The organism is Hymenobacter psoromatis, from assembly GCF_020012125.1.
GTDB classification, from domain to species: Bacteria; Bacteroidota; Bacteroidia; order Cytophagales; family Hymenobacteraceae; genus Hymenobacter; species Hymenobacter psoromatis.
In genome coordinates this window covers 1547057-1573573 of the sequence record NZ_JAIFAG010000001.1, presented here as the reverse complement: position 1 = coordinate 1573573, position 26517 = coordinate 1547057, and the positions used below count along the sequence as shown (strand labels likewise).

Annotated in this window: 21 protein-coding genes; 19 read left to right on the top strand and 2 right to left on the bottom strand. The window is 61.7% G+C overall.

The window, feature by feature from the left end; all coding sequences use genetic code 11:
• The first annotated feature begins 18 nt into the window (after window positions 1-18).
• From LC531_RS06775 to LC531_RS06720, 12 genes are all read left to right on the top strand, one after another.
• On the top strand, window positions 19-1197 hold the full coding sequence (locus LC531_RS06775; RefSeq protein ID WP_416139026.1) for an ISKra4 family transposase: 1179 nt from the start codon (window positions 19-21) through the stop codon (window positions 1195-1197).
• A gap of 178 nt (window positions 1198-1375) precedes the next feature.
• Window positions 1376-1714, top strand: coding sequence for a hypothetical protein (locus LC531_RS06770; protein WP_223649556.1), 339 nt, complete (start codon window positions 1376-1378; stop codon window positions 1712-1714).
• A gap of 157 nt (window positions 1715-1871) precedes the next feature.
• On the top strand, window positions 1872-2768 hold the full coding sequence (locus LC531_RS06765; RefSeq protein ID WP_223649555.1) for an NmrA family NAD(P)-binding protein: 897 nt from the start codon (window positions 1872-1874) through the stop codon (window positions 2766-2768).
• A gap of 70 nt (window positions 2769-2838) precedes the next feature.
• Window positions 2839-3426: an alpha-ketoglutarate-dependent dioxygenase AlkB family protein gene (locus LC531_RS06760; RefSeq protein ID WP_223649554.1), complete on the top strand. Its 588-nt coding sequence runs from the start codon at window positions 2839-2841 to the stop codon at window positions 3424-3426.
• Window positions 3427-3438: 12 nt separating this feature from the next.
• A complete protein-coding gene (locus LC531_RS06755; RefSeq protein WP_223649553.1) occupies window positions 3439-4509 on the top strand; it encodes a DNA-3-methyladenine glycosylase family protein in 1071 nt (356 codons plus the stop codon).
• Entirely contained in the window at window positions 4400-5029 is a 630-nt protein-coding gene (locus LC531_RS06750; protein ID WP_223649552.1) for a TetR/AcrR family transcriptional regulator, read from the top strand. Before LC531_RS06755 ends, LC531_RS06750 begins: the two co-directional genes overlap by 110 nt.
• A 192-nt stretch (window positions 5030-5221) precedes the next feature.
• The gene (locus tag LC531_RS06745; RefSeq protein ID WP_223649551.1) at window positions 5222-6277 is read left to right on the top strand and encodes an efflux RND transporter periplasmic adaptor subunit; all 1056 of its coding nucleotides are present in this window, start codon (window positions 5222-5224) and stop codon (window positions 6275-6277) included.
• A gap of 22 nt (window positions 6278-6299) precedes the next feature.
• Complete coding sequence (locus tag LC531_RS06740; protein ID WP_223649550.1) at window positions 6300-9434, top strand: efflux RND transporter permease subunit; 3135 nt, start codon at window positions 6300-6302, stop codon at window positions 9432-9434.
• Between the two features lie 133 nt (window positions 9435-9567).
• On the top strand, window positions 9568-10842 hold the full coding sequence (locus LC531_RS06735; RefSeq protein WP_223649549.1) for a TolC family protein: 1275 nt from the start codon (window positions 9568-9570) through the stop codon (window positions 10840-10842).
• A gap of 66 nt (window positions 10843-10908) precedes the next feature.
• A complete protein-coding gene (locus LC531_RS06730; RefSeq protein ID WP_223649548.1) occupies window positions 10909-11181 on the top strand; it encodes an acyl carrier protein in 273 nt (90 codons plus the stop codon).
• A 110-nt stretch (window positions 11182-11291) separates the two neighbouring features.
• Window positions 11292-12533, top strand: a complete 1242-nt coding sequence (locus LC531_RS06725) for a putative sensor domain DACNV-containing protein (RefSeq protein ID WP_223649547.1) — start codon at window positions 11292-11294, stop codon at window positions 12531-12533.
• A 246-nt stretch (window positions 12534-12779) separates the two neighbouring features.
• Entirely contained in the window at window positions 12780-13688 is a 909-nt protein-coding gene (locus LC531_RS06720; RefSeq protein ID WP_223649546.1) for an oxidoreductase, read from the top strand.
• Between the two features lie 170 nt (window positions 13689-13858).
• Here LC531_RS06720 and LC531_RS06715 read toward each other — a convergent pair whose 3' ends face one another.
• Entirely contained in the window at window positions 13859-14728 is an 870-nt protein-coding gene (locus LC531_RS06715) for an IS3 family transposase (protein ID WP_262903263.1), read from the bottom strand.
• Complete coding sequence (locus LC531_RS06710; protein ID WP_223649544.1) at window positions 14725-15045, bottom strand: transposase; 321 nt, start codon at window positions 15043-15045, stop codon at window positions 14725-14727. The genes LC531_RS06715 and LC531_RS06710 overlap by 4 nt, the downstream gene beginning before the upstream one ends.
• A 214-nt stretch (window positions 15046-15259) precedes the next feature.
• Between LC531_RS06710 and LC531_RS06705 the strand changes: the two genes are divergently transcribed.
• From LC531_RS06705 to LC531_RS06675, 7 genes are all read left to right on the top strand, one after another.
• Window positions 15260-16588 carry an McrC family protein gene (locus LC531_RS06705; protein WP_223649543.1) on the top strand — a complete coding sequence of 443 codons (1329 nt, stop codon included), beginning with the start codon at window positions 15260-15262 and terminating at the stop codon, window positions 16586-16588.
• A gap of 59 nt (window positions 16589-16647) precedes the next feature.
• Window positions 16648-17052: a phospholipase D-like domain-containing protein gene (locus tag LC531_RS06700; RefSeq protein WP_223649542.1), complete on the top strand. Its 405-nt coding sequence runs from the start codon at window positions 16648-16650 to the stop codon at window positions 17050-17052.
• A 141-nt stretch (window positions 17053-17193) separates the two neighbouring features.
• On the top strand, window positions 17194-19500 hold the full coding sequence (locus tag LC531_RS06695; protein ID WP_223649541.1) for a helicase-related protein: 2307 nt from the start codon (window positions 17194-17196) through the stop codon (window positions 19498-19500).
• A gap of 68 nt (window positions 19501-19568) precedes the next feature.
• Entirely contained in the window at window positions 19569-21032 is a 1464-nt protein-coding gene (locus tag LC531_RS06690; protein ID WP_223649540.1) for a DUF3375 family protein, read from the top strand.
• A gap of 212 nt (window positions 21033-21244) precedes the next feature.
• Window positions 21245-21832, top strand: a complete 588-nt coding sequence (locus LC531_RS06685; RefSeq protein ID WP_223649539.1) for a DUF4194 domain-containing protein — start codon at window positions 21245-21247, stop codon at window positions 21830-21832.
• Window positions 21816-25253 (top strand): ATP-binding protein, encoded by a 3438-nt coding sequence (locus LC531_RS06680; RefSeq protein ID WP_223649538.1) that lies wholly within the window; start codon window positions 21816-21818, stop codon window positions 25251-25253. The genes LC531_RS06685 and LC531_RS06680 overlap by 17 nt, the downstream gene beginning before the upstream one ends.
• On the top strand, window positions 25246-26382 hold the full coding sequence (locus LC531_RS06675) for a Wadjet anti-phage system protein JetD domain-containing protein (protein ID WP_223649537.1): 1137 nt from the start codon (window positions 25246-25248) through the stop codon (window positions 26380-26382). The genes LC531_RS06680 and LC531_RS06675 overlap by 8 nt, the downstream gene beginning before the upstream one ends.
• Window positions 26383-26517: the final 135 nt, after the last annotated feature.

The following is a 26517-nucleotide window of genomic DNA, read 5'->3' as shown; positions in this document are numbered from 1 at the left end:
AAAACCTTGTTCAGGAATGTGACGGTCGACAGCCCGCGCTATTATTTGCTGCCCACCGAGGCGGGAGCCAAAACATTCAGCCCCCTCCAGCACCTATTTCCGCAGCACGTGACGCCGGAGCGGCTCTATTTGGAAACCAAGTGGGCCAGCCTGATTCCCTACCAGAAAACGGCCGATTTGCTCCACGACGTGCTGCCCCTGAGTGCGAGACTATCAGGTACGACCATCCAGCAGCACCTGCATGCCGTGATCGAGGCGCAGGAACAGCAGCTGCCGCAGGAAGTGGCCCCTTTTCACGGCGTTTGTCAGCGCGACCGCGAGGCCTTGCCGTGCCCGCCTCGCCCGCTGGTGGTCGGCCTGGACGGCGGCTACGTCCGGCACTGGCATAAAAAGGGCTGCTTCGAGGTGATTGCGGGCAAAAGCATTCCCGCCGAAGGGGATGCCAAATGCTTCGGCTTCGTGCAGGAGGTCGATACCAAGCCACGGCGGCGCGTGTTTGAAGTCCTGCGTTCGCAGGGGCTGCAGGCTAATCAGTCGGTGGAATTTTTCACCGATGGAGCCGCGGTTCTACGGTCGCTGACCAGCTACCTGAGTGCGGAGTCCACGCACATCCTGGACTGGTTTCACCTGACCATGCGCCTGACGGTGCTGCAGCAATACGCGCTGGGCTTCGCTCAGGTCGATACGGCTGGGGGAAAAGCGCTGCAAGACGGCTTGACCAGCATCAAATGGCACCTCTGGCACGGCAGCGCCGAGCGGGCGCTAGAGAAAATCCTGGACCTGGACGACGCGCTGGCCACGCACCAAGACGACCCGCTGGTGGCCCGGAAATACAGCAAGTACAAGCCGTTGGCTCGGCTACTGGCTGATTTTCACACCTATGTGGAGCAGAACAGCGCCTTCATCGTGGACTACTCGGAGCGCCAGCGCTACGGCGAACGGGTGTCTACGGGCTTTGTGGAGTCGGCGGTGAACCAAGTGCTGGCCAAGCGAATGGTGAAGCGACAGCAGATGCAGTGGACCAAAAAGGGCGCGCATCTGCTCGTAAAGGCCCGTACCAAAGTGCTCAACGAGGAATGGGAAGACTATTTCCGGCAACAGTACCCGGGCTTCCGGTCAGTGCCAGCAGAACCGATGCAGATGGCAGCCTACCCCCATTGCCCCACACTTTTTGATGCTCTTCAGATAGAACTATAAACTGCTAACTTATTCGTAGTCAGTATAAATACCTACTTAATGAAAATAAGTATGGCCATTTTATGACTATCAGTCATTTTTTGACTAAAAGTAAACCTTTTTAGTTTACCCGCGTTAATAGAGTCGGCAAGAAGGTCTTGCCTAGCTCATCATTTCGTTTACCCCAATCCCCATTACCATGTCGGATACCTCCGCCACCGCCCACCTCACTTCCACCATCGAGTCGCTTAGCCAGGGTCTGAGCCACGCCAAAGGTGGTGCTACCCGCAGCCTTCACAGCTGGGTAGAAACCCTCAACGGCAGCAAAGTACCGGCCCTGCACAAGCTGGCCGGCGAGCTGAAAGAGCTGGACACACTGCTCAGCGGCGACAACCTCTCGGGCCCGGCCCTGAAAAAAGCGCTGGCCTCCATCGGCCACCACACGACGGCCGCCGCCAGCAGCGCCGAAGGCGTTACGGCCGACAAAATCAAGCAAATCGGCAAGCTGCTGACCGACGCGGCGGGCAGCCTGAGCTAGCCCTGAGGCTCCGTTTGAATGGCCGCTCCCAGGCAACGGCTTGTTTCAGACCGCTCGCGGTACGGACAAGCCGTTAGCTGAGAGCGGCCATTTTTAGGCTTATTCGACCAACGTTCCCGGCCGAATTGAAAAAGTTACCCTCGTAAAAACAACTTCCATGAAAATTGTCATTACCGGCTCTTTGGGCCATGTGGGCCAGCCACTGGCAGAGAACCTAGTTGGACAGGGCCACGCCGTCACGGTTATCAGCCGCAGTGCCGACCGGCGGGCCACTATCGCGGCCCTGGGCGCTACCGCGGCCATTGGCTCGGTGCAGGACGCGGACTTTCTGGCCGCGACCTTCGCCGGGGCCGGGGCCGTGTTCGTGATGATACCGCCCAATTTTGGCGCGCCCGACCCGCGGGCGTACTACCAGCAGCTGGGCGGCAGCTACGCGCAGGCCATCGGTCAGGCGGGCGTGCCGCGGGTGGTGCACCTCAGCAGCTGGGGCGCGGACCTAAGCACGGGCACCGGCTTTATTCTGGGCTCGCACGACGTGGAGGGCCTGCTCAACGCACTGCCAAACGTGGCCCTGACGCACCTGCGGCCCGGTTATTTTTACTATAACCTGAACAACTACTTCGGGCTGATAAGGCACCAGGATATTATGGGGGCCAATTACGGCGGTCAGGATAAGCTGGTGCTGGTGCACCCCACTGACATTGCCGCCGCGGCGGCCGCGGAGCTAACCGCCCCAGATGCCGCCGGCCGCAGCGTGCGCTACGTGGCCAGCGACGAGCGCACGCCCGACGAGGTGGCGCGGGTGCTGGGCGCGGCCCTCGCCAAGCCCGCGCTGAAGTGGGTCACCTTCCCTGACGAGCAGGTGCTGCAAACCCTGGAACAGCGCGGTGTGCCGCCCCATATCGCCGCCCTGTCGGTGGACCTGGGCAATAGCATTCACAGCGGGGCACTGGGCGCGGACTATGAGCGGCACCGGCCAACTCAGCTAGGAAAAATTAAGCTGGAAGATTTTGCGCCGGAATTCGCAGCGGCCTACGAGCGAGCGCAAGAATGATGGCGCAATCTGTTAATAATCAAGGTTGTGTTTTATCTCATCAATTCGTCAACTCCAACCTAACGATGCCATGCCTACCCTGCTTGCCGCCCCCGTCGCGCCGCCCGTGGCCTTTTACCCCACCTTCCTGGGTCCAGCCGAAAGCCTGGACTGGTTTGCCCGGTCGCAGGCGCTGCCCTGGACGCGGGGCGAGATGAACATGTACGGCAAAAAAATCCCCGTGCCGCGCGAGGAATCCCTGTTTGGCGACGACTTCCGCTATGAATACCGGGGCACCTTGCTAAAGGCCGAACCGTGGCCCGATTTTCTGCTCGAAGCCCGCAACCGGATTCAGACGCTGAGCGGACTAACCTTCCACTTCGCGGTCGGCAACCGCTACGTAACCGGCAAAGACTCCATTGGCTGGCACTCGGATAGCTTTCCGCAAATTGGGACGCGGCCGGCCGTGGCTTCGCTGAGCTTGGGGAGCACCCGGCGGTTTAAGCTACGTCACAAGACCAGTGGCCAAGTAGTGGACTATGAACTGGAAAGCGGCTCGCTACTGCTTATGCTACCCGGTTGCCAGGAAGAATGGGAACACGCGGTGCTAAAAACCGCCCGCCCGGTGGGCGAGCGCATCAACTGGACATTCCGGCCCCACCGGGATGCGCAACTCTAAAGCGCCTTACTCATGCCCCTCACTACCCTCCACCTACCTTATACCGGCGATTACTCGCTGGCGGCCAGCGTGGCGCTGGCCGCCGGGGCCGCTTTCGTAGCCGCCCTGCGCCCGGAGCCGGGTGCCGGGGCCGACGTACTCGACCTGGCGCTGCTGCTGGAAGGCTCCTGGCTGACGGTGGGCGTGCGCCTGGACCAGCCCGTCCCGGCCGGCCCAGTGCGCGCCCGCGTGCTGGCTAACCCCGGCCAGGCCATACCCGACGACCTACGGACGCAGCTACTGCGGATGCTGTCGCTCGATACCGACGGGGCCGGTTTTGCCGCCGTGGCCGCCCACGACCAGGTGGTGGCCGAGCTGCGAGCGCGGCACCCTGGCGTACGCCCCGTGTTGTTTCCTACCCCTTACGAAGCGGCGGCGCGGGCCATTATCGGCCACCAGCTGCCCGTAAGGCAGGCGGCGGCCATCACCGCCCGCATAATGGAGGCCCACGGGGTAGCGGTGCAGTTGGATGACCAGCAGCTGTTTGCCTTCCCGACCCCCGACCAGCTGGCCGCGCTGCCCGCCGTGCGGGGGCTGGCCGCCCGCAAGGTGGAGCAGCTGCGGGTGCTGGGCCACGCCGCCACGGGCGACGGGCTCAGCAGCGCCCGCCTGCGCGCCCTGCCCCGTGCCGAGGCGCTGACGAAATTGCAGCAGCTACCCGGCATTGGGCCGTTCTCAGCCGAACTGGTCATGCTGCGGGGGGTAGGCGAGCCGGATGCCTTTCCGCTGACCGAGAAGCGCCTGCACCGGGCAATGGCCGCCGCCTACGACCTGGGCGATGACCCCGCCCTGCTGGCCCTTGAACGGGTGGCCGAACGCTGGCGGCCCTACCGCAACTGGGCCGGCCTGCTGCTGCGCAACTTCGCGGCGGGGCCTTCGCCGGCCAAATCCAGCGTACCTTTAGACCGTCAGTCAGAAAATGACATCTTAGTCAATGGGAGTAACCGAGCGCAAACAGCGGGAAAAAGCCTATCGCGAAACGTCCATTCTGGAAGCCGCCAAAAAGGTATTCCTGGCCAAAGGGCTGATAACAGCCACCATTGACGACATTGCCGCTGAGGCCGAGCTTGGCAAGGGCACCCTGTACCGGCACTACCGCAGCAAGGAAGATATTATGCTGGCTATCAGCGAGCAAGCTACGCAAGAGCTTCACGCTTTGTACGTTACGGCCACGGCGGGCGAAGGTTCCGGCCTGCAAAAAATACTGCGCATGATGCGTGGCTACTACGCTTTCGTGATAGCTAACCCAGCCTACTTTGGGTTTATCGCTTTCTTCGAATCTCCTTTTCCCACAACTAACGCGGGGGTAGTGTACGAAACCACCACGGCGATTAACGAACTGTTTCAGCGCGTGTTGCAGCAGGGTATCGCTGACGGGTCATTGCGGGCCGACCTGCGGGCCGACCTCATGTCTAACACGCTCTGGGCCTCCTCTTACGGCATGATGCAGTTTATCGTAAGCAAGGGCGGGCATCTGGCCCAGGAGCGGCACATTGATTCGCAGGAGTTGTTTGAAACGTTCTTGGCTTACCTGGAAGGTGGGCTGCGTAAGCCAAAGCAGTAGGCGAACCAAGAAAGAGCACCGTCTTGATTATTTTTTGGACTAATAGTCATTTTGTGAATGATATTTAATCCTTTAGCGTATTACCCTTGCCAAACTTTCTAGCAGCTTTGATGAAGTTGCTATTTTTTCATTCTATTTGGACTACTGGTCACTTTGTGAATAAAAATTCTATTCACGCTTTTTTCTTACCTCATGCGCCCATTCTTAAAACTCTTTTGGCTTACCCTCCCCTTGTTGCCGGGGGTAGTAGCGTGCTCGAAGTCCGCCGCCGAAAAAACGACCGACCAGCCGGCCGGCCCTGCCCCAGTGGCGGTGGAAGTGCAAGCGGTGGGCACGCTCACTGGCCCGCAAAACCAGACCTACAGCGGCACGATTGAGGCCGAAAACACGGCCAGCCTGGGCTTTATGGTGCCGGGCGCGGTGCGGCGGGTGCTAGTACGCGAGGGCGACCAGGTGCGGAAGGGCCAACTGCTAGCTGAACTAAATCCCGAAGAATACGCCAGCGGGCTGGCCGGGGCCAACGCCTCGCTGCTTGAAGCCCGCGACCACGCCCGCCGCTCCCAGCAGCTCTTTAAGGTGCAAACCCTAACCGAGCGCGAGCTGGTGCAGGCCACCACGGCCCTGCAACGGGCCGAAGCCGACGCGCAGGTGGCCCGCAAGCACCTCAGCGACACAAACCTGCACGCCCCGTTTGCCGGGCTGATTGCGGCGAAAATGGTGGAGCCGGGCGTGACGGTGATGCCCGGCAGCCCAGCCTTCAGCCTCATCAAGACCGAGCAGGTATTTGCGCGGGCGGTGGTGCCGGAAGCCGAGATTGGCCGGATTGCCAAGGGCGCGAAGGTGCGGGTGACAGTGCCCGCGCTGGGCCGCGACTACCCCGGCACGGTGCAGGTTATCAACCCGGTAGCGGACCCTACCTCGCGCACCTTCTACTTGAAGGTGCTGCTGCCCAACCCCGGCCTGCGCCTGCTGCCGGGAATGCTGGCCAGCCTCCGCATTCCGCTGCCGGCGGGCCAAAACCAAGCCGTGGTGGCCGTGGCCCCGCAGCTGGTGGTACAGGAGCCCGACGGGGCCAGCGTGGTGTACGTGGCCGATGCGGCCGGCACCACCGCCCGCCGCCGCCGCGTGGTGCTGGGGGCCGTGCAGGGCCAGCAGGTCGTCATCAAACAGGGCCTGAAGGCCGACGAGAAGGTCATTGTGGCCGGCCAGCAGCGGCTGAGTGACGGGCAGGCGATTCGGATTTTGTAACCCTCTACCCATTATTTTTTTTATGCAACCCCCAAAACCAAAGCGCCGCATCAACTTAATTGAGGCGGCCATGAAATACCGGCAGGTGACGTTCGGCTTCACGCTGCTGCTGGCGCTGGCGGGCGCGTGGGCCGTGTACAGTATGCCGCGCATGGAAGACCCCCACATCACCATCCGGCAGGGGCTGGTGCTGGCGGTGTATCCGGGGGCTAATGAGCTGGAAGTGGAAAACCAGCTGACCAAGAAGCTGGAGCAGCAGCTGTTCAGCTATAAGGAGATACGCAAGGAGAAAACCTACTCCACGACCAAGGCCGGGGAGGTGGTAGTAAACGTGACGCTGCAAGACTGGGTGACGGACACCGATAAGTTCTGGGCTAAGCTTCAGGACGGGCTCAATGCCAACCGCCAAGCCTACCCCGCCGCCGTGCAGGGGCCGTTCGTCAACGGCGAGTTTGGCGACGTGGTGGCTTTGATGCTGGCCGTGACGGCGAAAAACCGCAGCTACGCCGACCTCAAGGAGTACCTGGACCAGTTGGAAGATGCGATTAAAACGCTGCCGCAGGTGTCAAAAATCCGGCGCTACGGCGAACAGCGCGAGCAGGTCTACGTCACGACTTCGGCCGCCCAGCTGCGGCAATACGGGCTGGATGCCGCCCAAATCGGGCGGGTGCTGCAAGGCCAGAACAACGTGAACTACTCGGGCGAGCTGACGCTGCCCGATGCTCGGGTACCGGTATTTACTGAGGGGCTGTTCCGCTCGCAGCAGGAGCTGGCTAATCAACTGGTGTACAGCAACCCCGCGACTGGCAACCAGGTGCGGCTGCGCGACGTGGCGCAGCTGGAGCGCCGCAACGAGGAGTTGACCTCGCGCATCAAGATTGATGGGCAGTCGGCGGTGATGCTGACGGTGGAAATGCAGCCGGGCAACAATATGGTGTGGTTTGGCGATAAGCTCAGCGCCCGCATTAAAGAGGTGGAGGCCAAATTTCCGGCCGGGGTGAAGGTGCAGGAAATCGTGAGCCAGCCGCGGGTGGTGGACCATAAGCTGCGCGATTTTTTCGTGGAGCTGAGCATTGCCGTGGCCTCGGTCATTGCCGTGGTCATGCTGTTGTTACCTCTGCGCATTGCCCTGATTTCGGCCATTGCTTGCCCGCTGTCCATCCTCATCACGTTCGCCATTTTGAATATGCTGGGCATGGAGATTCAGCAGGTGTCGCTGGCGGCGCTGGTGATTGTGCTGGGCATGGTGGTGGACGATGCCATTGTGGTGGTGGACAATTACGTGGAGAAGCTCGACGAGGGCATGGACCGCTGGACGGCCGCCTGGCGCTCGGCCACCGATTTATTCGTGCCGGTGCTGGCGGCCACGGCCACCATCATTTTCGCTTTCTTACCCTCGGCCATCGTCTACACTGGCCTCACGCGGGAGTTTTCGCTGCACATTCCGGCCACGGTGGCGGTGGCCCTGACGGTCTCGTTCACGGTCTCGATGCTGCTCACGCCCTCGATGTGCTACTTCGCCATTCGCAAGGGCCTGCACGCGCCGCGCCCGGCGGGCGCACCGGCCCCCAAGCTCTCGGTCATTGACCGGGTGCAGGCGCGCTTCAACCGGGCCGTGGACTGGAGTTTTGAGCACCCCAAGCTGGTGCTGACACTGGGTTTTTCGTCGCTGATTTTCGCCGGCGTGTTCGGCTCGCAGGTCAAGTTTGAGTACTTGCCCTACTCGGAGCGCGACCAGTTCAACCTGGAATTGTGGCTGCCTGAGGGCACGCCCGAAGCCCAAACCGAAAAGGCCGTGGACCGCGTAACGGCCGCCATCAAGGGTAATAAGGGCATTGAGCAGGTCGTGAGCTTCATCGGCACCGGCTCGCCGCGCTTCTATTCGAGCTACGCCCCCGAGGCACCGGCCGAGAACTACGCCCAGATTTTCATCAACACGACCAGCGGCGAGGCCACCGTGGAGCTGGCCAAAAAGTACGCCCACTCGCTGCAAAAGCTGGTGCCCGAGGGCTCGGTGCGGGTGCGCCGCCTGAGCTGGAAGGAAACCAAAGCGCCGCTGGAAGTGCGCGTGGTGAGTGACGAAGCGGCCAATTTGCGCCGGGTAGGCCAGCAGGTGGCGCAGATTTTCGCCGCCACCCCCAATACCCACTTCGTGCGCGACGACTGGCGCAATCCCTACCTGGGCGTGAACGTGGAGGTGAAGCCCGATGAGGCCGACCGCCTAGGCGTGAGCCGGGAGGCGGTGGCCCAAACCCTGGGCGGTAACCTCAAGGGCCGGGTCGTTTCGACGCTCTGGGAGGGTGACAAACCCCTCGATATCGTGCTGCGCCTGGACGCGCAGGACCGGCAGCAACTCAGCGACATCAGCCAAGTGTACGTGACCACCGCCTATAACACCAAGGTGCCGCTACGCCAGGTAGCGGACGTGGTGCCGGCCTGGCACCTGAGCAACATCGTGCGCCGCAACGGCCTGCGCACCCTCACGGTGAGCAGCGACACGGATTTTGGCCGGGTGGCCAGCCAGATTCTGGCCGATGTGCGGCCCCAACTTGACGCGCTGAAGCTGCCGGCTGGCACCCACCTCGAATACGGCGGCGACGACGAGTCGGGCCGCGACGCCGCGCCCAATACCAATCTGGCGCTGGCGCTGAGCTTTTTGCTGATTTTCGTAACGCTACTACTGCAATTCCGCCACCTGGGCCGGGCGCTCATCGTGCTCTCCACGTTCTTCCTGAGTTTGCCGGGAGCCATGTTTGGCCTCTGGCTAACGGATAACCCGCTGGGTATGACCGCGTTTCTGGGCATCAACAGCCTGCTGGGCATCGTAGTGCGCAACGGCATCATCCTGGTGGATTACGCCGACGAGCTGGTGCGCGAGCATGGCTACTCGGTCAAGGAGGCGGCTATCGCCTCGGCCCACCGCCGGATGCGGCCCATCTTCCTCACCTCGTCGGCCGCGGCCGTGGGTGTTATCCCCATGATACTCAGCAAGTCGCCGCTGTGGTCGCCGCTGAGCAGCGTCATCGCCTTCGGCATTATGGTGGCAATGGTAATGACCCTGTTCGTGGTGCCAGTGCTCTACTACGTGTCGCTGCGCGGGCAAAAAACGCCGGTTGAGAACCACGAGGACGAGCCGGCGCTGGCCGTGGCGGGGTAATGGGGGTAGGGCAGTAGCCATCTAGGGTGTAGCCTGATAGCTGCCTGCGGTAAATGCTAGACTACACCTTGATTACCAATATAATACGTTGGACTAAAAAATTTAGTCCACTTGAAACCGTAGCTTTTTACTGATGAAACTCCTATTCTGCGTGGGCCTGGGGCTGTTGGTTCCGGGCCTCTACGCCCAAACCGTGCCCGCTGCTCCCGCCCCGCTGACTCTGGCCGAGTGCCGGGCGCTGGCCCTGAGCCAGAACCAGCGCCTGACCTCAGCCCGCCGCAAGCAGCAGGCCACCGAGGCCGCCTACCGCGCCGCCCAAACCAGCCGCCTGCCTAAGCTCGATTTCACCAGCACCGGCTACTTCGTGCGTGGCGTGCGCGGCACGCCCTTGCAGGCCCAGGGCATCACCGGCGGCCTGGCCCTGAACCAGCCCATCTACGCGGGCGGGCGGGTACGCGCCCAAATCGCCTTGTCGGGCCTTAATACGCAAGTATCGGCCGAGGACGTGCGCAAGACCCGGCAGGAATTAATCGTCGAAACCGACCAGACCTACTGGCAGGCCGTGGCCCTGCGCGAGCAGGTGGCGCTGGCCGCTGGTAACCGTGCCCAGCTGCAAGCCCTGGTGCGCGACCTCGACAACAAGTACCAGGCGGGCATCGGCTACAAGGCCGACCTGCTGCGGGCGCAGGTGCAGCTGCGCGATGCCGAAGTGCGCCTGCTGCGCACCCGCGACGAGCAGCGCCTGAGCCGGCTGGTGCTCAGCCAGCTCATCGGCCGCCCCGCCGAAGATTCGCTGCGCCTGGCCGAATCCATTGAGGGCGATTTCGCGCCCGTCGGCCCCGCCGACTATGCCCAGCGCGCCCTGGCCCAGCGGCCCGAGCTGCGCCAGCTCGCACTGGCCAACCAGACCGATTCGCTGCAAATCGTGCTGGCCCGCAGCGCCCGCCTACCCCAAATTGCAGGCAGCGTGAACGCGCTCTATTTGCAGCAGAAGCCGAGCTTTCTGCTGCCCGAAACCAGCTACACCCCCGCCTACGCGGTAGTGAGCCTGAACCTGCCCCTGGTGCACTGGCGGGAAAACCGGCTGCTCGAATCGCAACGCCGCTACCAGGCCCAGGCCAGCCAGGCCGACCTAGCAGAAGCGCGCCAGCAGGTGGCGCTGGAAATCAGCCGCGACCTGCTGCGCCTCAATCAGGCGGCCCGGCGCGTGGCGCTGCAACGCCTGAGCGTGGAACAAGCACAGGAAAACCAGCGCCTGAACGACAACCGCTTCCACGCCGGTCTGCTCGCGCTCCCCGATTTGCTCGAAGCCCAGACCGTAACCCAGCAGGCCGCCGCCGCGCTGGTCGATGCCAAGGCGGAATACCGCATTGCTGAGGCTGCGCTGGTGAAGGCCACCGGCGAGTAGCGGCGGGCGGGGCTACTGGCTGGCAGAAAGTGCCCGGCTCATTTTCACCCTTTTTTCTCTTGGCTTATGCTTTCGCATCAGTATTCTTCCGAAGCGGCCTTCGCTGCATTGATGCAGCAGGTACGGCGACTTATCAGCCAGCGCAAAGGCATCCGGCTGAACCACCTGCATCCTACCACCGACCTGCCGCGTGAGTTTGGCTTCGAGGCCATAGACATGGTGGACATCATTCTGGCCGTGGAAAGCCGCTTCCAGCTCACCATTCCCGACGAAGTGCCCCTGCGCACCCCCGGCGACTTTGTAGGCTTTTTGCATGAGCAAGTGGTGCCGAAAGCCTGACAAGTAAAAGCGGGTCATTAGGTCATTCACTTGCTGCTCAGCTTCAAGTAGTGCTGGTACTTTTCACCCTTAATCTATCTAATCCCGGCTCAACCCGTCGCTTTCGGAAGATGAAACTTCATTATTATCCCGGCCATTTGGCGACCGAGCTGCTGGTCCGCTGGCCGGCGGCGGCTAGCCCCTTACCACCGCTGCCAGAGCTAGAATCCTTTATTTCTGTCGCGTATCAGGCCAGCTTGCTGGTTGAGGAAGGCCAGCCGGTGCGCTGCCGGCTTATCTTAAGCGCGTTGGAAGACTTGCCGCACGCCCCGGAAAACAACGGCCCCTACGTGTTGGAGCTGGCCACGCCCCGGCCCTACGAGGCGCAGGAGATTCGTCGACTCGGTCCGGCGCTTCGCTCGCCCAGCAGCCTGCTGGCTGTCCGCGCTGATACGGCCGCCGGCTTACTCATCTGGGGCCTGCTGCGGAATCATTCGCCCTGGGGCCAGCCCGGGAAGGCCCGGCCCTTTGCGCCCAGTCCTACGCCGCCAACCCTGCTGCTCGAAATCTGCGGCCCCGGCAACCTGGTGTTTTATTACGGCCGCGACCGGGTGCTGACTTTGCAGTACGGCCACGTCGAAGGCCACGGCTTCGTGGAGTACCCGCTGGCCTGGTCGCAGGGCCGCTTCGCGGAAAATATTGACGTGCTCGGACCCCAGCTCGCGGCGGCGGGCCTCGCCGCGCCCCCCGACCTGATGCCCCTGCTCGCGGAGCTAGCGCACCACGTTACCCGGCGCGTGGTGGCGCGGGCGCGCGCCAGCGGCCACGGCGGGATGCTGGCCTACGTGCCCACCACCAGCGTGGCCCATTGCGTGGGGCCGGCCGCCACGCTGCGGCCCAAATATCCCGTGCGCCTGCCTACCCAGGCGCACTACTACAACGGCTTGCAAGTGGCCATCATCGCCCGCCTCGGCGAGCTGGGCGACATTACCTGGAGCCGCTACCGGCGGGCGGATGATGCCCGGCTGCTGGAGCTGGAAGCGGCCGTGAGTCAGTACGCCGACCTGCTGGCTGATTTAATGACCGTGGACGGGGCGCTGGTAGTGACCAAGCAGTTAGCCATCATTGGCTTCGGCATTGAGGTTTACGCCCCCAAGCTGGCCCTGACACATGTGTACCGGGCGCAAAACCCCGGCGCGACCCAGCTGCAAATGGAAGCCGCCGACCAGGGCGGCACCCGCCACCGCGCTGCCTACCGCCTGTGCTTAGCCGAACCCGAAAGCATGGCCATTGTCATTTCGCAGGACGGGGGTGTGCGGTTCGTGCAGGCCCAAAAAGGGAAAGTGGTCTTTTGGGAGCAGCTTACCCTGTAAGGAATCGGTTCCGGCAAGTTATGGGCCAGGTACTTGATTTTATTCCTCACTGCGTTAAGCAAGCCTGACCAACAGGCTGCCTGCCCCACGTAGCGACGGGTAGAAATCGCCCCGGTTAAAAGTTAATCCAAAAGTCGTATTTGCTAGCGTATTCACTTATGTCTAGCTACCCCAAAATGAGCCATTCAACAAACCAGCTCCCAACATTCGGCCCGACATTTGCCAAAAACTCAACGCACTTAATATATGTGGACCACGCAGCAGTTGCCGGACTTAGCTGGCAAAACGGTACTTGTCACCGGGGCTAACACGGGGATAGGTTACGAAACCGCCCTGGCTCTTTACCAGGCTGGCGCGCACGTGGTACTGGCCTGCCGCAACCTCGACAACGCTCAGCACGCGCAAGGGACCATGCAACAGCTTGGCGGTGCCGGCACGTTGGCAGTGGCGCACTTGGATTTGGCTAACTTAGGCCAGGTCCACCAGTTTGCTGATACCTTTCGGCAGCAGCATCCGCGGCTGCACGTATTGGTGAACAACGCCGCCGCAATGGTCCCGCCCGCCGCCAGTACCACCGCCGAAGGCTACGAGCTGCAATTTGGGGTAAATTTCTTAGGTCATTTTGCCCTGACCGGCCGCTTGTATCCGTTGCTCAACGCGATGCCCGGCGCGCGGGTGGTGACGGTGAGCAGCATGGGCTATCTGGACGGACGGCTCGACTTGACAAACCTGCGCTTGGAAAAAGACTACGACGCGCTGCGCGAGTACCGGCAAAGCAAGTTGGCTAACCTACTGTTTGCCCTCGAATTACAGCGCCGTATAACGGCCACGCATGGGCAGGTGCTCTCGATGGCCGCTCAACCCGGCGCGAACCGGACTTCGTGGGCGCTGGATATTAGCGCCGAGTACCTGGCGGCGGCCGAAGTGCGGTGGGGCGGCCCACCGATGGAACCCTGGCAAGGGGCCTTGACGGTGCTCTACGCGGCGGCGGCCCCCGAGGCCGCTGGCGGCAAACTGTACAGTCCCGACCAGAACGGGGGCTTTCGGGGCTATCCCGCCGAGGCCCCCATTGCGCCGCACGCCTTAGATGAAACCATAGCCAAAGAATTGTGGCACCTAGCCGAGCAGGCGACCGGCGTTTCCTTTCCAGCGTAGCGGCCCGCGGAGCAAGCAGCGCATTACGGGAGCGGATTAGGAATGGGTAAATGCGACTTTTGGACCAAACTTTTAACCAAGGCTAATATTGCTGGGGTAACACCGGCTTGTCTCCATACCTCAAATTTAAGCCACAGTACTGGGGTGGTCCAGTAAAAACGGACAATGAGCTAAGATAGGTTGAGTTTCAGGTCGCGTTCGAATTGGTGGGGCGAGCGGTAGCCGAGGGCGGAGTGGCGGCGGTCGAGGTTGAAGTAGGTATCGAGGTACCAAGAAACTTCCAAACGGGCTTCTTCGAGCGAGGCAAACGCAGTGCCGTGGGGCAGCAGTTCGGTTTTGAGGGTGCTCCAGCCGGCCTCGGCCTGGGCGTTGTCGTAGGGATTGCCCGGTCGGCTGAAGCTGGGCAGGGCCTTGGCCTTTTCGATGCGGGCGCGGCAGGCAACGCTGGTGTACTGGCTGCAGCGGTCGGCGTGAATAATCAAGCCCGGCGCGGGCTGGCGCAGCGTCAGGGCTTGTTCCAGGGCGTGGAGCACAAGTTCGGTAGGCATCTGCGCAGCCAGGTGCCCGCCCACCACCCGGCGCGAGCAGGTGTCGCGCCAGGTGGCCAGGTAGCACCAGCGGCCGCCCACGAGCGGCAAATACGTGATGTCGCCGACCCACCCTTGGTCGGGAGCGGTGGGCGCGGGCTGGCCGAGTAGCCGATTTTCGGCCACCACAGCGGCCGGGTCGGCCACCGTGGTGCGGGGCCGGTGCGGGCGGGTGCTCAGCGCCTGCAAGCCTTGGCCGCGCAGCCACGTGCGCAGGGCGTAGCGGCCCACGGCGTGTCCCTCGGCGTGCAACTCGGCCCGCAGCCGCCGGGTGCCGTAGCGCCGGGCGTGGCGCGTGAACGCCGCTTGCGCCGCTGCCTGCCACGGGGCCGGCGCGGCGGCCGGCTGTTGCCGCCACTGGTAGTAGCCGGCCGGGCTCACGCCCAGCACTCGGCACAGGAACTGCACCGGCCACGGCTCGGTGCAGGCCGCGACGAAGGCGTAGCGGCTCATAACTGGGGCGGTTGGGAGATAATGCGCTTCAAGCATTTGCTGGTCACGACTTTTTTTAACATATCGCGCTCCATTTCCACGCGCTTGAGCGCGGCCCGCAACTGCCGGATTTCGTCGCGCTCCGCGCTGCTGGGTACGGCAGCTTCCAAGGCCTGGCGTTGCCAGCGGCCCAGCAGGGCGGGCGAAATGCCCTGGGCACGGGCCACGTCGCTTTGCCGGGCCCCGGCCGCTACTTGGCGGACGCACTCGGCCTTGAAAGCCGGCGTGTATTTTTTTCGGGTGGAGGGAAGCCCTCCAAAATTCGATTTTTCAGTCATGGGCAGCGGAAGTTAAGACTTCTCGCTGTCCGTTTTAGATAGACCACCTCAATCAAAGTCAGCCAGCCAACTGAGCCGGGTCGCTATGCCCTGGCCAAGTTTAAGGGCTATGATGCGGCCAGGCTGCGCGAGCGCCCCGTATACCGGCTGGCCGAGGTGGCTACCCTGCCAGCCTAGGCTTTTCAGCAGATTTACGCCCCGGCCTAAGCTGCGCATGGCAAGCATCATTCGGGTTCTGGAGCACAGCCTCCTACCCATCGGCTACCGGCAAAACGGGACTGAGTTCACCCGCGCGCACTGGGATGCCCTGCTGCGCTACCACGATACCGGCGCGGGCCGGCGCTACTACGCTATTCAGCACCGCGCCATCCGGTTCAAGCACTACGTGGGCGTGCTGCAAGCCGGCAACCTCACCATTGAGGTATTGCCCAAGGCCGATGCCGTGCCTGGCCGCCCCCCGGAGACTGGGGAAAACTTTGACCGCTGGTGCCGCCTGCTGCTGCGAATGCTGGCCGAAGCGGGCCTGCTGCCCGTTGATTCGTTTAACACGGCCCTGCTGCACGAGCGCGAAAACAGCCTGCTCGACCTCTATCCGGCGCTGTTTCTGACGGAGGTAGAAGCGCTGCTGCACCGGGGCCTTGTGAAGCGCTACCGCCCGCACGAAGGCCAGGTGAAAGCCCTCAAAGGCAGCCTCCTCTTTAGCCAGCACCTAGTCCGCAATGTGGTGCATCAGGAGCGCTTCTATACCCGCCACCAGACCTACGACCCCGACCACCTGCCCCATCGCCTGCTGCGACAGGCTTTGGTACTGCTGCCGGCCCTTACCCCCTCGCCCACCCTGCATGGCCGGGCCGCCCGCGCCCTGCTCGCCTGGCCCGAGGTGGCGGCCGTGCGCCCTACCCCCGCCACCTTCGCCTGCCTGCGCTACGACCGCAAAATGGCCGCCTACCGCCCGGCCCTGCGCATTGCCCGGCTCCTGCTGCTGCGCCTAAGCCCCGAAGTCAACAGCGGCCCGCAGGAGCTGATTGCGCTGTTTTTCAACATGAACCACGTCTGGGAAGCTTACCTGCTGCGCACCTTGCGGCGGCTGGCCCCCGCCGGCTGGGCCATGCGCAAGCCGGCCAAAGTAGTGTTCTGGCAGGCTGAAAACGGCCAGCAAAGCCGGATGCAGCCCGACATCCTGCTCCAGCACCCCACCCACGGCAGCCTCATTCTGGATGCCAAGTGGAAGCGGCCCAACGGTTATCATGCCGAGAATGATTTGCGTCAGCTATTCGCCTACGCGCATCATTTTGAGGCCACGCGGGTGCGGCTGCTCTACCCCCAGGCAGGGGAAGAAACGGCCGTGGAGGGCGAGTTTACGCGGCCGCTGGTGGGGGCGGGCGGCGCGGGGCCGCAGGTTATCCGGGGCGGGGTTTCCTATATTCGGGTGGGGCAACAAACTAGTAATCACGACACGTCGGCGGCTACCGATATTGATTCGCAGACCGGATATTTGCGATGTTCCCTGAGTGCCGAATTATTGGCATGGCTGACATCTTGAATAAAAAGGAATAATTTGGTGGCTTGCTGTGACAATGAAGCTTTTTAGCCGCTACTCTTTTGGACCTCAAGGAACATTTTTTATTGGGTTACGATGCGGCCGACCAGCCCGCGTATGGAGCAGGCGCAGGGGTAGGGCTAGTTTTCGTTAAGCATTTTTTCCCCGCCGCCCAGCAAGTAGTGCGTATTGCTACGGCTTACTTCACGTTGCGCGGCTACAAGCTGGGAAGGGAGTTTATGCGGGATTCGGCGCAGCTGCGCATCTTGGTGGGACGGTCGGAAGAGGGAAGTGCGTATGAGGCAGTAGTTGATGAAATACTAACTGAGCTGGGGCAATGTGAGGCAGACCTGATGCCAGCCATGCTTGACTTAGTTATCCGCATAAAATCCGGCCAGTTTTTTATTCGGGAGGTGCGGTCTATGCAGGTACCATTTCATTGCAAAATCTATTTAATTGATGAGTAAACGGCCTGGCATGGCTCCTGCAACTACACTTACCGGGGCCTCGTAATTTCGGCGGAGCAAGCCAGTGCCAGCCACGACAAAATACAGGTTCACGCCCTGGTCAAGTGGTATGATGACATCGCCGCCGAAGCCCGCGACCTGTTGCAGGAACTACTAGAGCGCCTGGAAAAGTGGTGCTTGCTGGCCGAGCCTTTTGACGCATATTTAAAAATACTGGCCTCGCTCGACCACCTACCCGAATTACCCAAAAGGGCAGGGGCCTACGCACCAGTATTTTACCAACGGGGCGTTATCGCCCGCGCCCTGCGGCAGGAGCGGGCGTTTGGCGGGGCTCTTATTGTAGCGGCTACCGGGCTCGGCAAAACAATTATCGGCGCTGAGATAGCCGCCCACCTACAAGCCGATAAAATCATTAGCCGTACTATTCTGATTGCGCCCCGCGGGGTACAACCAGAATGGGCACAGCAGCTGGATGGCCGCGATGTGCTGTACAAATTTTTTACGCCGCAGGTAATTTTCCTGGAAAAATCGGAGCAGGTTAATCACCATATTTATAATCTGGATAAAGAGCTGCGGCAAGCCGACCGCCATACGCTACTCCTAATTGATGAGGCCCATTTTTATCGCAACCAATTGCTGGTTGATGAGTCGGATAAGCGTACCAGCCGGGTGTACGAGCGCCTTCGGCCGCTGCTGGCGGCGGGGGCTCGGGTAGTTTTGCTTACCGCAACTATTTATGGCACCAGCCTCCAAAATCTCAATAGCTTGTTGCGGCTATTACCCCCTAACGATACCTCGCCCGATGGCATCCAGCCTTGGAAAATCACCAGCGCCGCCAAGTTTGGTAGCCTGCCCCTGGTTACGGTACTCGGCCTGCCCCACGTTCTGAAAATGGCCAGGGAACGCGGCGATGTGGACGAGCAGGACCGCACATATATCCAGTTCGAGCACGAGCGGCGCTATTTGCCGGCCGTACTCAAACTGCGCACGGTACCATACCAGCTACCTATGCAGCCGGATTGGGAACGCGCGGTGGATACGCGCTGCTTCGACCAGCAATACAAGGTCCGGCAATCCTTTTTTGACGATGAGGCCCTGCAAACCAAGCAGGGCCTAACCGACTCGGTTTATAATACCACCATTGGCAGTTGGCTTAGCTCGCCGGCCGCCGCGCTTATCTCGTTGCGGCAAAATCTATCGTCGCGCGGAGCCGATGGCAGCCGGGGCGACTCAACGGCGAACGGCCGGGGCAAACCGCGCACCAAGGTATTCAAGCAGGCGTTGATTCTGAGCGCCGATGAGCGTCGCCGGCAGCTAGTCCCTATCCTAGCAGCCATTCAGCACCTCTCTATTGCAGAAGATGCTAAATACCAAGAGCTTGCGCATATAGTGCGGTATCACTGCCAGCAAGGAGGGGGCAAGGTAGTGGTGTTTGTCAACCGACTTTCTACCGCTTTGTATTTGCAAGATGCTTTGCAGCAGTTGTTTGCAGACGTGGTGCGCGTTGGCTGCACCGTGGAAAAAAGCAAAAATACTCCCAAGCTGAAATCCAGCGCCCAGCGCCGGGAAGTGCTGGTAGACTTTTCGCCCAATTCGCACGACCAGCCAGGACCGGGCAAGTACGACGTGCTGGTATGCACTGACGCTGATGGCCTTGGCATCAACCTCCAAGACTGCGCTACCATCGTCAACTATGACCCGCCGGGTGGGGCCGACGTGCTTTTTCAGCGCGTAGGGCGGGTGTTGCGCCTGACGACTGACCCCAGCCGCGAGGTATACGTGTACACTCTGGTCCCTACTATCATAGCGGCCGATGCCAACTCAAGCCGCGCGGCACACACCATCCGCCAGTTGTTTGAACGCATTACCCAGCGGCACGAGAAATCCAAAGGTATCATGGGCTCAACGGTTTACACTACGGCCGCGCAGCTCGATATTCCGCTCGCGGGCGATGTGGCTGCCACCGACTTCGTATGGCAGGATGATTTTCTATCCGAAATTGGCGGGTTGGGAGCCAAGTCATTTCTCACGCACAATGCTACGCTGGAGCGGCATCGTAGCCGAGCCATCGGGCTAACCGACCACTTACTCAGCGCCCGCGTCTATAGTGAGACCCGCCCGCGCATCGTGGTGCTTATTCGGTACCGTGAGCAAAAGCAGTTGATTTGCTACGATATTAAGAACCAATTACCTGATGATAAGTCGGATGTAGAAATTCTTGACTGGCTTGCCTGCGGCGAGGCGGAGCCTAAAGCGCCAGCGGCCGCCGCCCGCGTCGAGCACGCGGCTAATGCGGCAGTTCAACATTGGTGCCGCGTGAATCAAGCTAATATAGAAGCGGTCAGCAAACTGACGGCTGTTTATTTGTTACCGAAACGCACTAGAACCACCAGCGCCAAGCAGCTTCTTACCAGCGTTCAACAAGATTTGCGTCGCACGGGCAAATAGCTGTCTTCAGGGTAGAGATTCAGCACTTCTTATAATTTTGGTCTATTATTACTCCTCTTTTTACCCCCATGTCCTACCCCCTCTACCGCGGCCTCTTCAGCGCCGACCGCGCCCCGGCGGCGGTGCGGGTACTGCGCAGCCACGAGGCGGCGCTGGTGCTGTGCTTTTTGCAGGAGAATTTTAAGGCGGGCAGCTACGCGCCGGTGCGGGCCAACGACTGGCTGGCCGGGCAGCTGGCCGACTTTCTGGAAACCTGGGACGTGCGCGGGGACGACGACGCAGGCGACCTGCCGACGCTGGGCCTGTCGTGGGCCGAGCGGGCGGCCCGGCTGCTGCGCGACTGGGTGCGCAAGGGCTACCTCACGCTTTACACTGATGAGCAAGGCGCTGACCAGCATACCCTTACGCCCGAGCTGGAAAGCGTGCTCGATTGGGTGCAGTCGCTGCTGCACAAGCCCACGTTCGTGGGCACCGAGTCGCGGTTTCTGGATATTTTGCAGAAGCTGCGCGAGCTGGTGCAAAACTCGGCCGACGACTGGCAGGCCCGGCTGGCCGAGCTGGAAAAGCAACGCAGCGCCCTCGACGCGCAGATTCGGGAGCTGAAGCTGACCAAAACCGTGCGCACCTACGAGGATTACGAAGTCGCGGAGCGCTACCAGACGGTGAGCGGCGTGGCGCGGGGCCTGCTACGCGATTTTCGGGAGGTAGAGGGCAATTTTCGGGACATTACTCAGCGCATCTACCAGCAGCAGGCGGCGGCTGGCCACACCAAGGGCGGCCTGCTAGGTCTGGCCCTCGATGCCCTCGACGAGCTGCGCCTCACGGCCCAGGGCCGCAGCTTCGAGGCGTTTTACCGGCACCTGAACGACCCCCGGCAGCGCGCCGAGCTGGATGCACTGGTGCGCCAGGTGTTTGAGCTACTGACCGACCGGGGCCTGGAAACCGGCGACGAGTTTCTGCGCAAAATCCGCCCGTACCTGCTCGGCGAGGGGCGCAAGGTGAACGACTCGTTTTATGCCCTGGCCCGCAAGCTGGAAAAGATACTTTCGGAAAAAAACCTGCGCGACCGGCGCAAGTCGCTGGCGCTCATCCACGACATTCGGGCGCTGGCCTTCGCCGTGATGGATAATCCACCCACCGACCCGGCTTTTCTGGAGCTGGAGGGCCGCGCCGATTACCTCACCACCGAAAGCACGGTGGCCCTCAAGGAGCGCGAAAGTGCCATTGTGCCCCGCGTGCTGGCCGTGGCCCGGCCCGAAGAGCCCGAGCTGGCAGCCCTGGTAAGCCCGCGCGTGGTGGACAAGGCCCGCCTCGCCGCCAACATCAGCGCCCTATTGCGCGACCAGAGCCAGATAACGCTGCGGCAGGTGGTGGCCGCCCACGCCCTGCGGCACGGCGTGCCCGAGCTGATGGCCTACGGCAGCATCGCGGCCAATTCGCCCAAACACCTCATCAACCGGCAGCAAAAGGATATTTTTGACCTCGGCGACGGGCGCTGGTGCGAATTTCCCGAGGTTATTTTTTGCCGCTAGGTGGCTAAATGGAGTTAAACGAAACTATCAGAACGGTCATGCTCATCTGGCGTCCGCTTGTCGAAGCATCTCTACCGCGCAAGTAATCAATGCCATTACAGCGACGCGGTAGAGATGCTTCGACAAGCGGACGCCAGATGAGCATGACCGTTCTCTTTGTATAAATCTCTGATTACAAATCCATTATCACCTCATCAATTCCCCCTACCTCCATGCCCGCCCCCTACGCCTCCGTCATCATCAAGCTGCTGCAAAGCCACGCCCTTTACGATACCGACGACCGCGCGCACTGGCAGCAGCTGGAAACGCACGAGGCGGCCGTGCGGGCGCATTTTGCGCAGCTGGGAATGGTGCTCGACCTGAACCGGGCCGATGGCTACGCCCGCCTTACCCAGCCCGAACCGGCCGACGATGACCCTACCCCACCCCTGCGCCTGCTGCGCCGGGTGCCGCTCAGCTACGAGCAGGCGTTGCTGGGCGTGGTGCTGCGCGAATGGCTGGAGGAGCACGAAAGCAGCGCCCACGCCGCCAGCCCACACCTGTTTGCCACCCGCGAGCAGCTGCGCGAGCGGGTGGAGCTATTTTTCCGGCAGCAGCCCAACCAAAAAGCCTTTTTGAATAAGCTGGATGCTATTATTGAGCGGCTGACGGAGCACGGCTTCCTCAAAATGACGCACAAGGGCGACCTTCACCCCGACCAGACGCGCTACGAGGTGAAGCCGCTGCTGAAGGCTAAAATCAGCCTCGAAAAACTGAGTGAATTTTTAGAAAAACTGCGAAACCATGCCGAGTCTGTTTGAGGCGGTGGCCGGGCCGGCGGGCTACCGGCTCAAGCTGCTGGAGGTGTTCAACTGGGGCACGTTTCACGAGGGCGACGGCGGCCAGGATATCTGGCGGCTGGTGCCCGATGGGCAAAACACGTTGCTAACGGGCAGCAACGGCTCGGGCAAAACCACCCTCGTGGATGGCCTGCTGGCGCTGCTGGTAAACCACACGAAGCGGTTTTTCAACCAGTCGTCGGGGGCCGAAAGCCGGAGCGGGCGCAGCGAAGAATCGTACGTGGAGGGCCACTACGGCCGCACCCAGGACGAGGAAAAGCAGAACACCAAGCCCGAAAAGCTGCGGCCCCACCAGCGGCAGACCTACTCCATCCTGCTCGGCGTGTTCACCAATCCGCACAGCTTGCCCATCACGCTGGTGCAGGTGCGGTGGTTCGGCACGGGCGGGATGCAACGCAAGTTTTTGGTGGCCAAAGCCGAACTGAACATTGCCGACCACATTGCCTTTGGCACCAGCACGCCGTGGGTGAATGGGTTGAAGAAGCAGTTTGCGCCGGGCGCAGTGGAGGACTTTCCCACGTTTGCACCCTACGCGGCAGCGTTTCGGCGGCTGTTTGGCATGAAGGAAAAGGCCCTGACGCTTTTCAACCAGACAGTAGGCATGAAGGTAATCGGCAACCTGGACGATTTTATTCGGACCAATATGCTGGAGGAAAGCACCGCCGAAGTCGAATTCAGCAAGCTGATGGGCAACTACCAGACCCTGCTGCTGGCCCACCGGGCGCTGGAAAAAGCCAAAACCCAGCTCGCCCTGCTGCGGCCCGTACATGAGCGCAACCACGAATACGAGGACTTGCAACAGCGGCTGCGCCAGACGCAGGAAGACGAACGGCGGCTGGAACCGTGGTTTGCGCAGCAGCAAATTCGCCTCTGGACGGCCGAAACCGCCCGCCTCGACCGGGAGCTGGACCGCCTCGGCGGGCTGCTGGCCCAGCAGGAAGCCGACCTGGAAACCGCCGATGAGCAGCGCGTTCGGCTGGCCGGGCAGATTGACAACGACCAGATTGGCCGCGAAATAAAGGAGCTGGAGCGCCAGGTTCGCGAGCTGGAAAAGAGCAAAAGCACCAAAGAGCAGGCCCTGAACAGCTACAATCGCCTGGCCCGGCAATTGGAGCTGGTGGCCGACCCCGACGCAGGCCTATTCGAGGCCAACATTGCCCAGGCCGGGGCGGCCCGCCAGGCCACGCAGGCGCTTCAGCAGCAGCTCGGGGAGCAGAAATACGCCGCTCGCACGGCCCACGACGCGCAAAAAACTGCTTTTGAGTGGCTGGAAGCCGACGTGGCGCAGCTGCAAAAAAGCACGGGCAAGGTAACGGGCCGGGTAGCCGATATCCGGCAGGAAATCCTGGACGCGGTAGGGGCTAGTCCGGTCGATATTCCGTTCGTGGCCGAAATCATGCAGGTGAAGCCCGAGGAAAAATCCGTGTGGAACGAGGCGCTCGAAAAGCTGCTGCACAGCTTCGGGCGCGACCTGCTGGTGCCGGAGCATCTGTACGCGGCGGTGCGGGCGCACGTGCATCACGAGCGCGACCTGCGCGGCAAAGTCGTGTTTCACCGGGTGGAGGACAAAACGCCCCGGCCGATTTTCCCGGATGCGCGGACGGTGGTGGCTAAGCTCGATTTCAACCCCAAAAGCCCGTTTGCGGTCTGGGCAGAAAACGCCGTAGCGGCGCGGTTCGGCTACGTCTGCACCGAGGATTTCGCCACGTTCGAGCGGGCCGACAAGGCGGTGCTGCCGTCGGGCCTTATTCGCCATAAAAACCGGCACGAGCGCGACGACTCGGCCGCCCACCACCACATTCTGGGCTGGGACAACCGCGAATTATTGCGCGAATACCAGCGCCGGGGCCGCGAGTTGAGCGCGGCTATCAGCCAGGCGGAAAGCAATTTGCGGCGAATAGACCAAGAACTGGAACGCGCGGCGAAACGCGAAAAGGACCAGGATGCTTTCCTGCTTTTCAACCAGTTTCCGAAGCTGGACTGGCAGGCCGACGCGCACCACATTACGCAGCTGACGCGGCAAAAAGAGGAGTTGGAAAACAAAAATGCATCGCTTAAAACGCTGAAAGAACAGCTGGCCGCGCTCCGGCAAGCTATTGATAAACTGGGTAAAGACCGGGAGCGCACCCGCGACGAGTTCAAGGACACGGAGAAGAGCCTCCAGGCCCTGACGGCGGAGCAACGGCAGCAGCAGGACCTGGTCGCAACCTTCGACGCGGCTGACCTAGCCACGCCCGCCGCCAGCCTGGCCGCCCTGACGGAGCCCGTGCGGGAGGCGCTGACGTATGAGCAGTTTTTCGGGCAAAAGCAGCAGCTGGAACGCACGATAGCGCAACAGTTAGCCGACTTGCATCGGGACAAGGAAACGCAGGAAAAAGCCATTCGGGAGGCCATGCGGGGCTTTTTACTGCCGGGCGAGGAGGTGCTGAGCAAGTTCACGGACTGGCACAGCGACACCCGCGAGCTACGCAATGAAATGGACCAGCTGGCCGAATACCTGGACCGCTACGCGCAAATCCGCAACGAGCAGCTGGCGGAGCTGGAAACCCGCTTCCGCGACGAGTTCAACCGGGGCGTGACCAAGGCGCTGACCGACTACTGCCAGTCGCTGGAAACGCAACACGAGGCCATTTGCGACACGATAGACGAGATAAATCAGTCGCTGCGCGACATTGACTTCAACCTGAACCCGAATACCTATATCGAGCTGGTCCGCACCGACTCGCGCACGCCCAGCATCCGCACCTTCCGCGAAGAGCAGCTCAAAAGCTGGGTGCCGGACCTGACGCTGCTGGATTTTACCGCCGACCCCAAGGAGGCGCAGCTAGTGCATTTCGTGGCGCACATTCAGCCCTTCATTACTGAGCTGCAAGCCAGGGAAAACGAGAAGTGGCGGCAGCAGGTAACCGACGTGCGCAACTGGTCTACTTTCAAGGCCCGCGAGTATTACCGGGCCGATAAAACCCTGAAAAGCGTGTACGAAAGCTCGGGCAGCCTCTCGGGCGGCGAGGGTGCGCAGCTGGCCTACACGGTGCTGGGGGCGGCCATCGCGCACCAGTTCGGCATTGGGCGGCGCGCGGCGCAGGTGGCCCGCTCGTTTCGGTTTATCGTTATTGATGAGGCGTTTAGCAAGCTTGATGAGGATAAGTCGAAGTATTTGCTCAACCTCTGCCGCAGCCTGGGCTTGCAGCTAATGGTGGTGACGCCGCTTACCTCCCTACCCCTGCTGGAAAAAGATGTCGAAGTCATTCACTGGGTAACCAAGGGCAAGCCCGACACCCGCAAGTCGGTGGTCGTGGACGTGCCCATCGGGCGCTACGGGGAGCGCAAAGAAGCCTTGCTGGCCGAATCGGAAGCCGAAGAAGCCGCCGCCCATGATTAGCCTGCCCGAGCTACGCGCCAAGGCCCTGCGCCGCTACCCCCGCGTGCTGCGGGCGCACCTGGCCGGCGAAGTCCTGTTCCCGCTACTCATCCCGACCGATAAAACCCTGGACCGCGGCCAGGGCCACGAGCACATTCACGCCCAGCAAAGGGAGCTGCTAGCCCACGCGAAAAACCGCACGGGCCACGGATACTGGCTCACTACCAAGTTAAACCGCAAAACCGGCCAGAGTGAAATCAAGCGCGTTGAGTTTGAAACCCTAACTGACTACCTATCCTTTCTAAATAAGGCGGCCGAGTTCGCGGCTTTTGAAAGCAACGCGGCCCTAACGGCGGCTACCGTGCCCGCGCTGCTCCTGCTACCCCCCCTACCCCCCCTGCTGCTCGACTACGCCGCCGAATGGCCCGATTTGCTGCTGGTGTGCCAGTATTTTCAGCAACACCCGCAGCCCAATCAATACGTGCGCAACTTGCCGCTGGCGCTGCCTACCAAGTTCATTGAGCGGCACCAATCGGCCTTGCGCCAGCTGCTAGACTGGCTGGTTCCAGAGCACGTGCGGGCGGAAGAAACCGATTTTTTTCGGCGCTTTCATTTGCTACTGGAAGAGCCCGGCATCAAGCTGCGCTTCCTGGATGCGGCGCAGCGGCTGCACCCGGCCGTGTCGCAGTGCAGCCTGTGGGCCAGCGAGTTTCGGCAGCTAAATCTGGCCAGCCAGCGGGTATTTATTATCGAAAACCTGACGACGTTTCTCTCTTTCCCGCCCGTGTCGGATGCGGTCGCCATCTGGGGCGGCGGCTTCGCGGTGAGCCTGCTGGCCGGGGCCGACTGGCTGACTACCAAACAGGTACTTTACTGGGGCGATATTGACGTACATGGTTTCCAGATACTGGCCCGGCTGCGGGCGTACTACCCGGCGGCCCAGTCGCTGCTGATGGATACGGCCACCTTTGCCGCGCACCACCACGGCGGGCAAGGCGGCGATTTTCAGCCCGCCGAGCTACCCCAACTCACACCGACCGAGCAGCAGCTCTACCACACCCTGCTACGCACCAATGCCCGGCTGGAGCAGGAAAGGCTGCCACTAAGCTGCGTGGCAGCGGGTATCGAGCAGGCTATCGCCCGCCTGTAACCAGCCGGGCCTTAACCAGCTTTTTGACTACCGATTACTTTGTTTTTAGAGATTTACAAAATACTGATTTAGAGCGCTTTCCGGCGGGGCGCCTAGCTCTGGCGGCCGGCGCAACAGCGGGGTAGGGCACCAGCT

Coding starts and splice junctions, on each gene's coding strand:
- LC531_RS06770 (WP_223649556.1), top strand. CDS start 1,376: ATGTCGGATACCTCCGCCACCGCCCACCTCACTTCCACCATCGAGTCG.
- LC531_RS06765 (WP_223649555.1), top strand. CDS start 1,872: ATGAAAATTGTCATTACCGGCTCTTTGGGCCATGTGGGCCAGCCACTG.
- LC531_RS06760 (WP_223649554.1), top strand. CDS start 2,839: ATGCCTACCCTGCTTGCCGCCCCCGTCGCGCCGCCCGTGGCCTTTTAC.
- LC531_RS06755 (WP_223649553.1), top strand. CDS start 3,439: ATGCCCCTCACTACCCTCCACCTACCTTATACCGGCGATTACTCGCTG.
- LC531_RS06750 (WP_223649552.1), top strand. CDS start 4,400: ATGGGAGTAACCGAGCGCAAACAGCGGGAAAAAGCCTATCGCGAAACG.
- LC531_RS06745 (WP_223649551.1), top strand. CDS start 5,222: ATGCGCCCATTCTTAAAACTCTTTTGGCTTACCCTCCCCTTGTTGCCG.
- LC531_RS06740 (WP_223649550.1), top strand. CDS start 6,300: ATGCAACCCCCAAAACCAAAGCGCCGCATCAACTTAATTGAGGCGGCC.
- LC531_RS06735 (WP_223649549.1), top strand. CDS start 9,568: ATGAAACTCCTATTCTGCGTGGGCCTGGGGCTGTTGGTTCCGGGCCTC.
- LC531_RS06730 (WP_223649548.1), top strand. CDS start 10,909: ATGCTTTCGCATCAGTATTCTTCCGAAGCGGCCTTCGCTGCATTGATG.
- LC531_RS06725 (WP_223649547.1), top strand. CDS start 11,292: ATGAAACTTCATTATTATCCCGGCCATTTGGCGACCGAGCTGCTGGTC.
- LC531_RS06720 (WP_223649546.1), top strand. CDS start 12,780: ATGTGGACCACGCAGCAGTTGCCGGACTTAGCTGGCAAAACGGTACTT.
- LC531_RS06715 (WP_262903263.1), bottom strand. CDS start 14,728: ATGAGCCGCTACGCCTTCGTCGCGGCCTGCACCGAGCCGTGGCCGGTG.
- LC531_RS06710 (WP_223649544.1), bottom strand. CDS start 15,045: ATGACTGAAAAATCGAATTTTGGAGGGCTTCCCTCCACCCGAAAAAAA.
- LC531_RS06705 (WP_223649543.1), top strand. CDS start 15,260: ATGGCAAGCATCATTCGGGTTCTGGAGCACAGCCTCCTACCCATCGGC.
- LC531_RS06690 (WP_223649540.1), top strand. CDS start 19,569: ATGTCCTACCCCCTCTACCGCGGCCTCTTCAGCGCCGACCGCGCCCCG.
- LC531_RS06685 (WP_223649539.1), top strand. CDS start 21,245: ATGCCCGCCCCCTACGCCTCCGTCATCATCAAGCTGCTGCAAAGCCAC.
- LC531_RS06680 (WP_223649538.1), top strand. CDS start 21,816: ATGCCGAGTCTGTTTGAGGCGGTGGCCGGGCCGGCGGGCTACCGGCTC.
- LC531_RS06675 (WP_223649537.1), top strand. CDS start 25,246: ATGATTAGCCTGCCCGAGCTACGCGCCAAGGCCCTGCGCCGCTACCCC.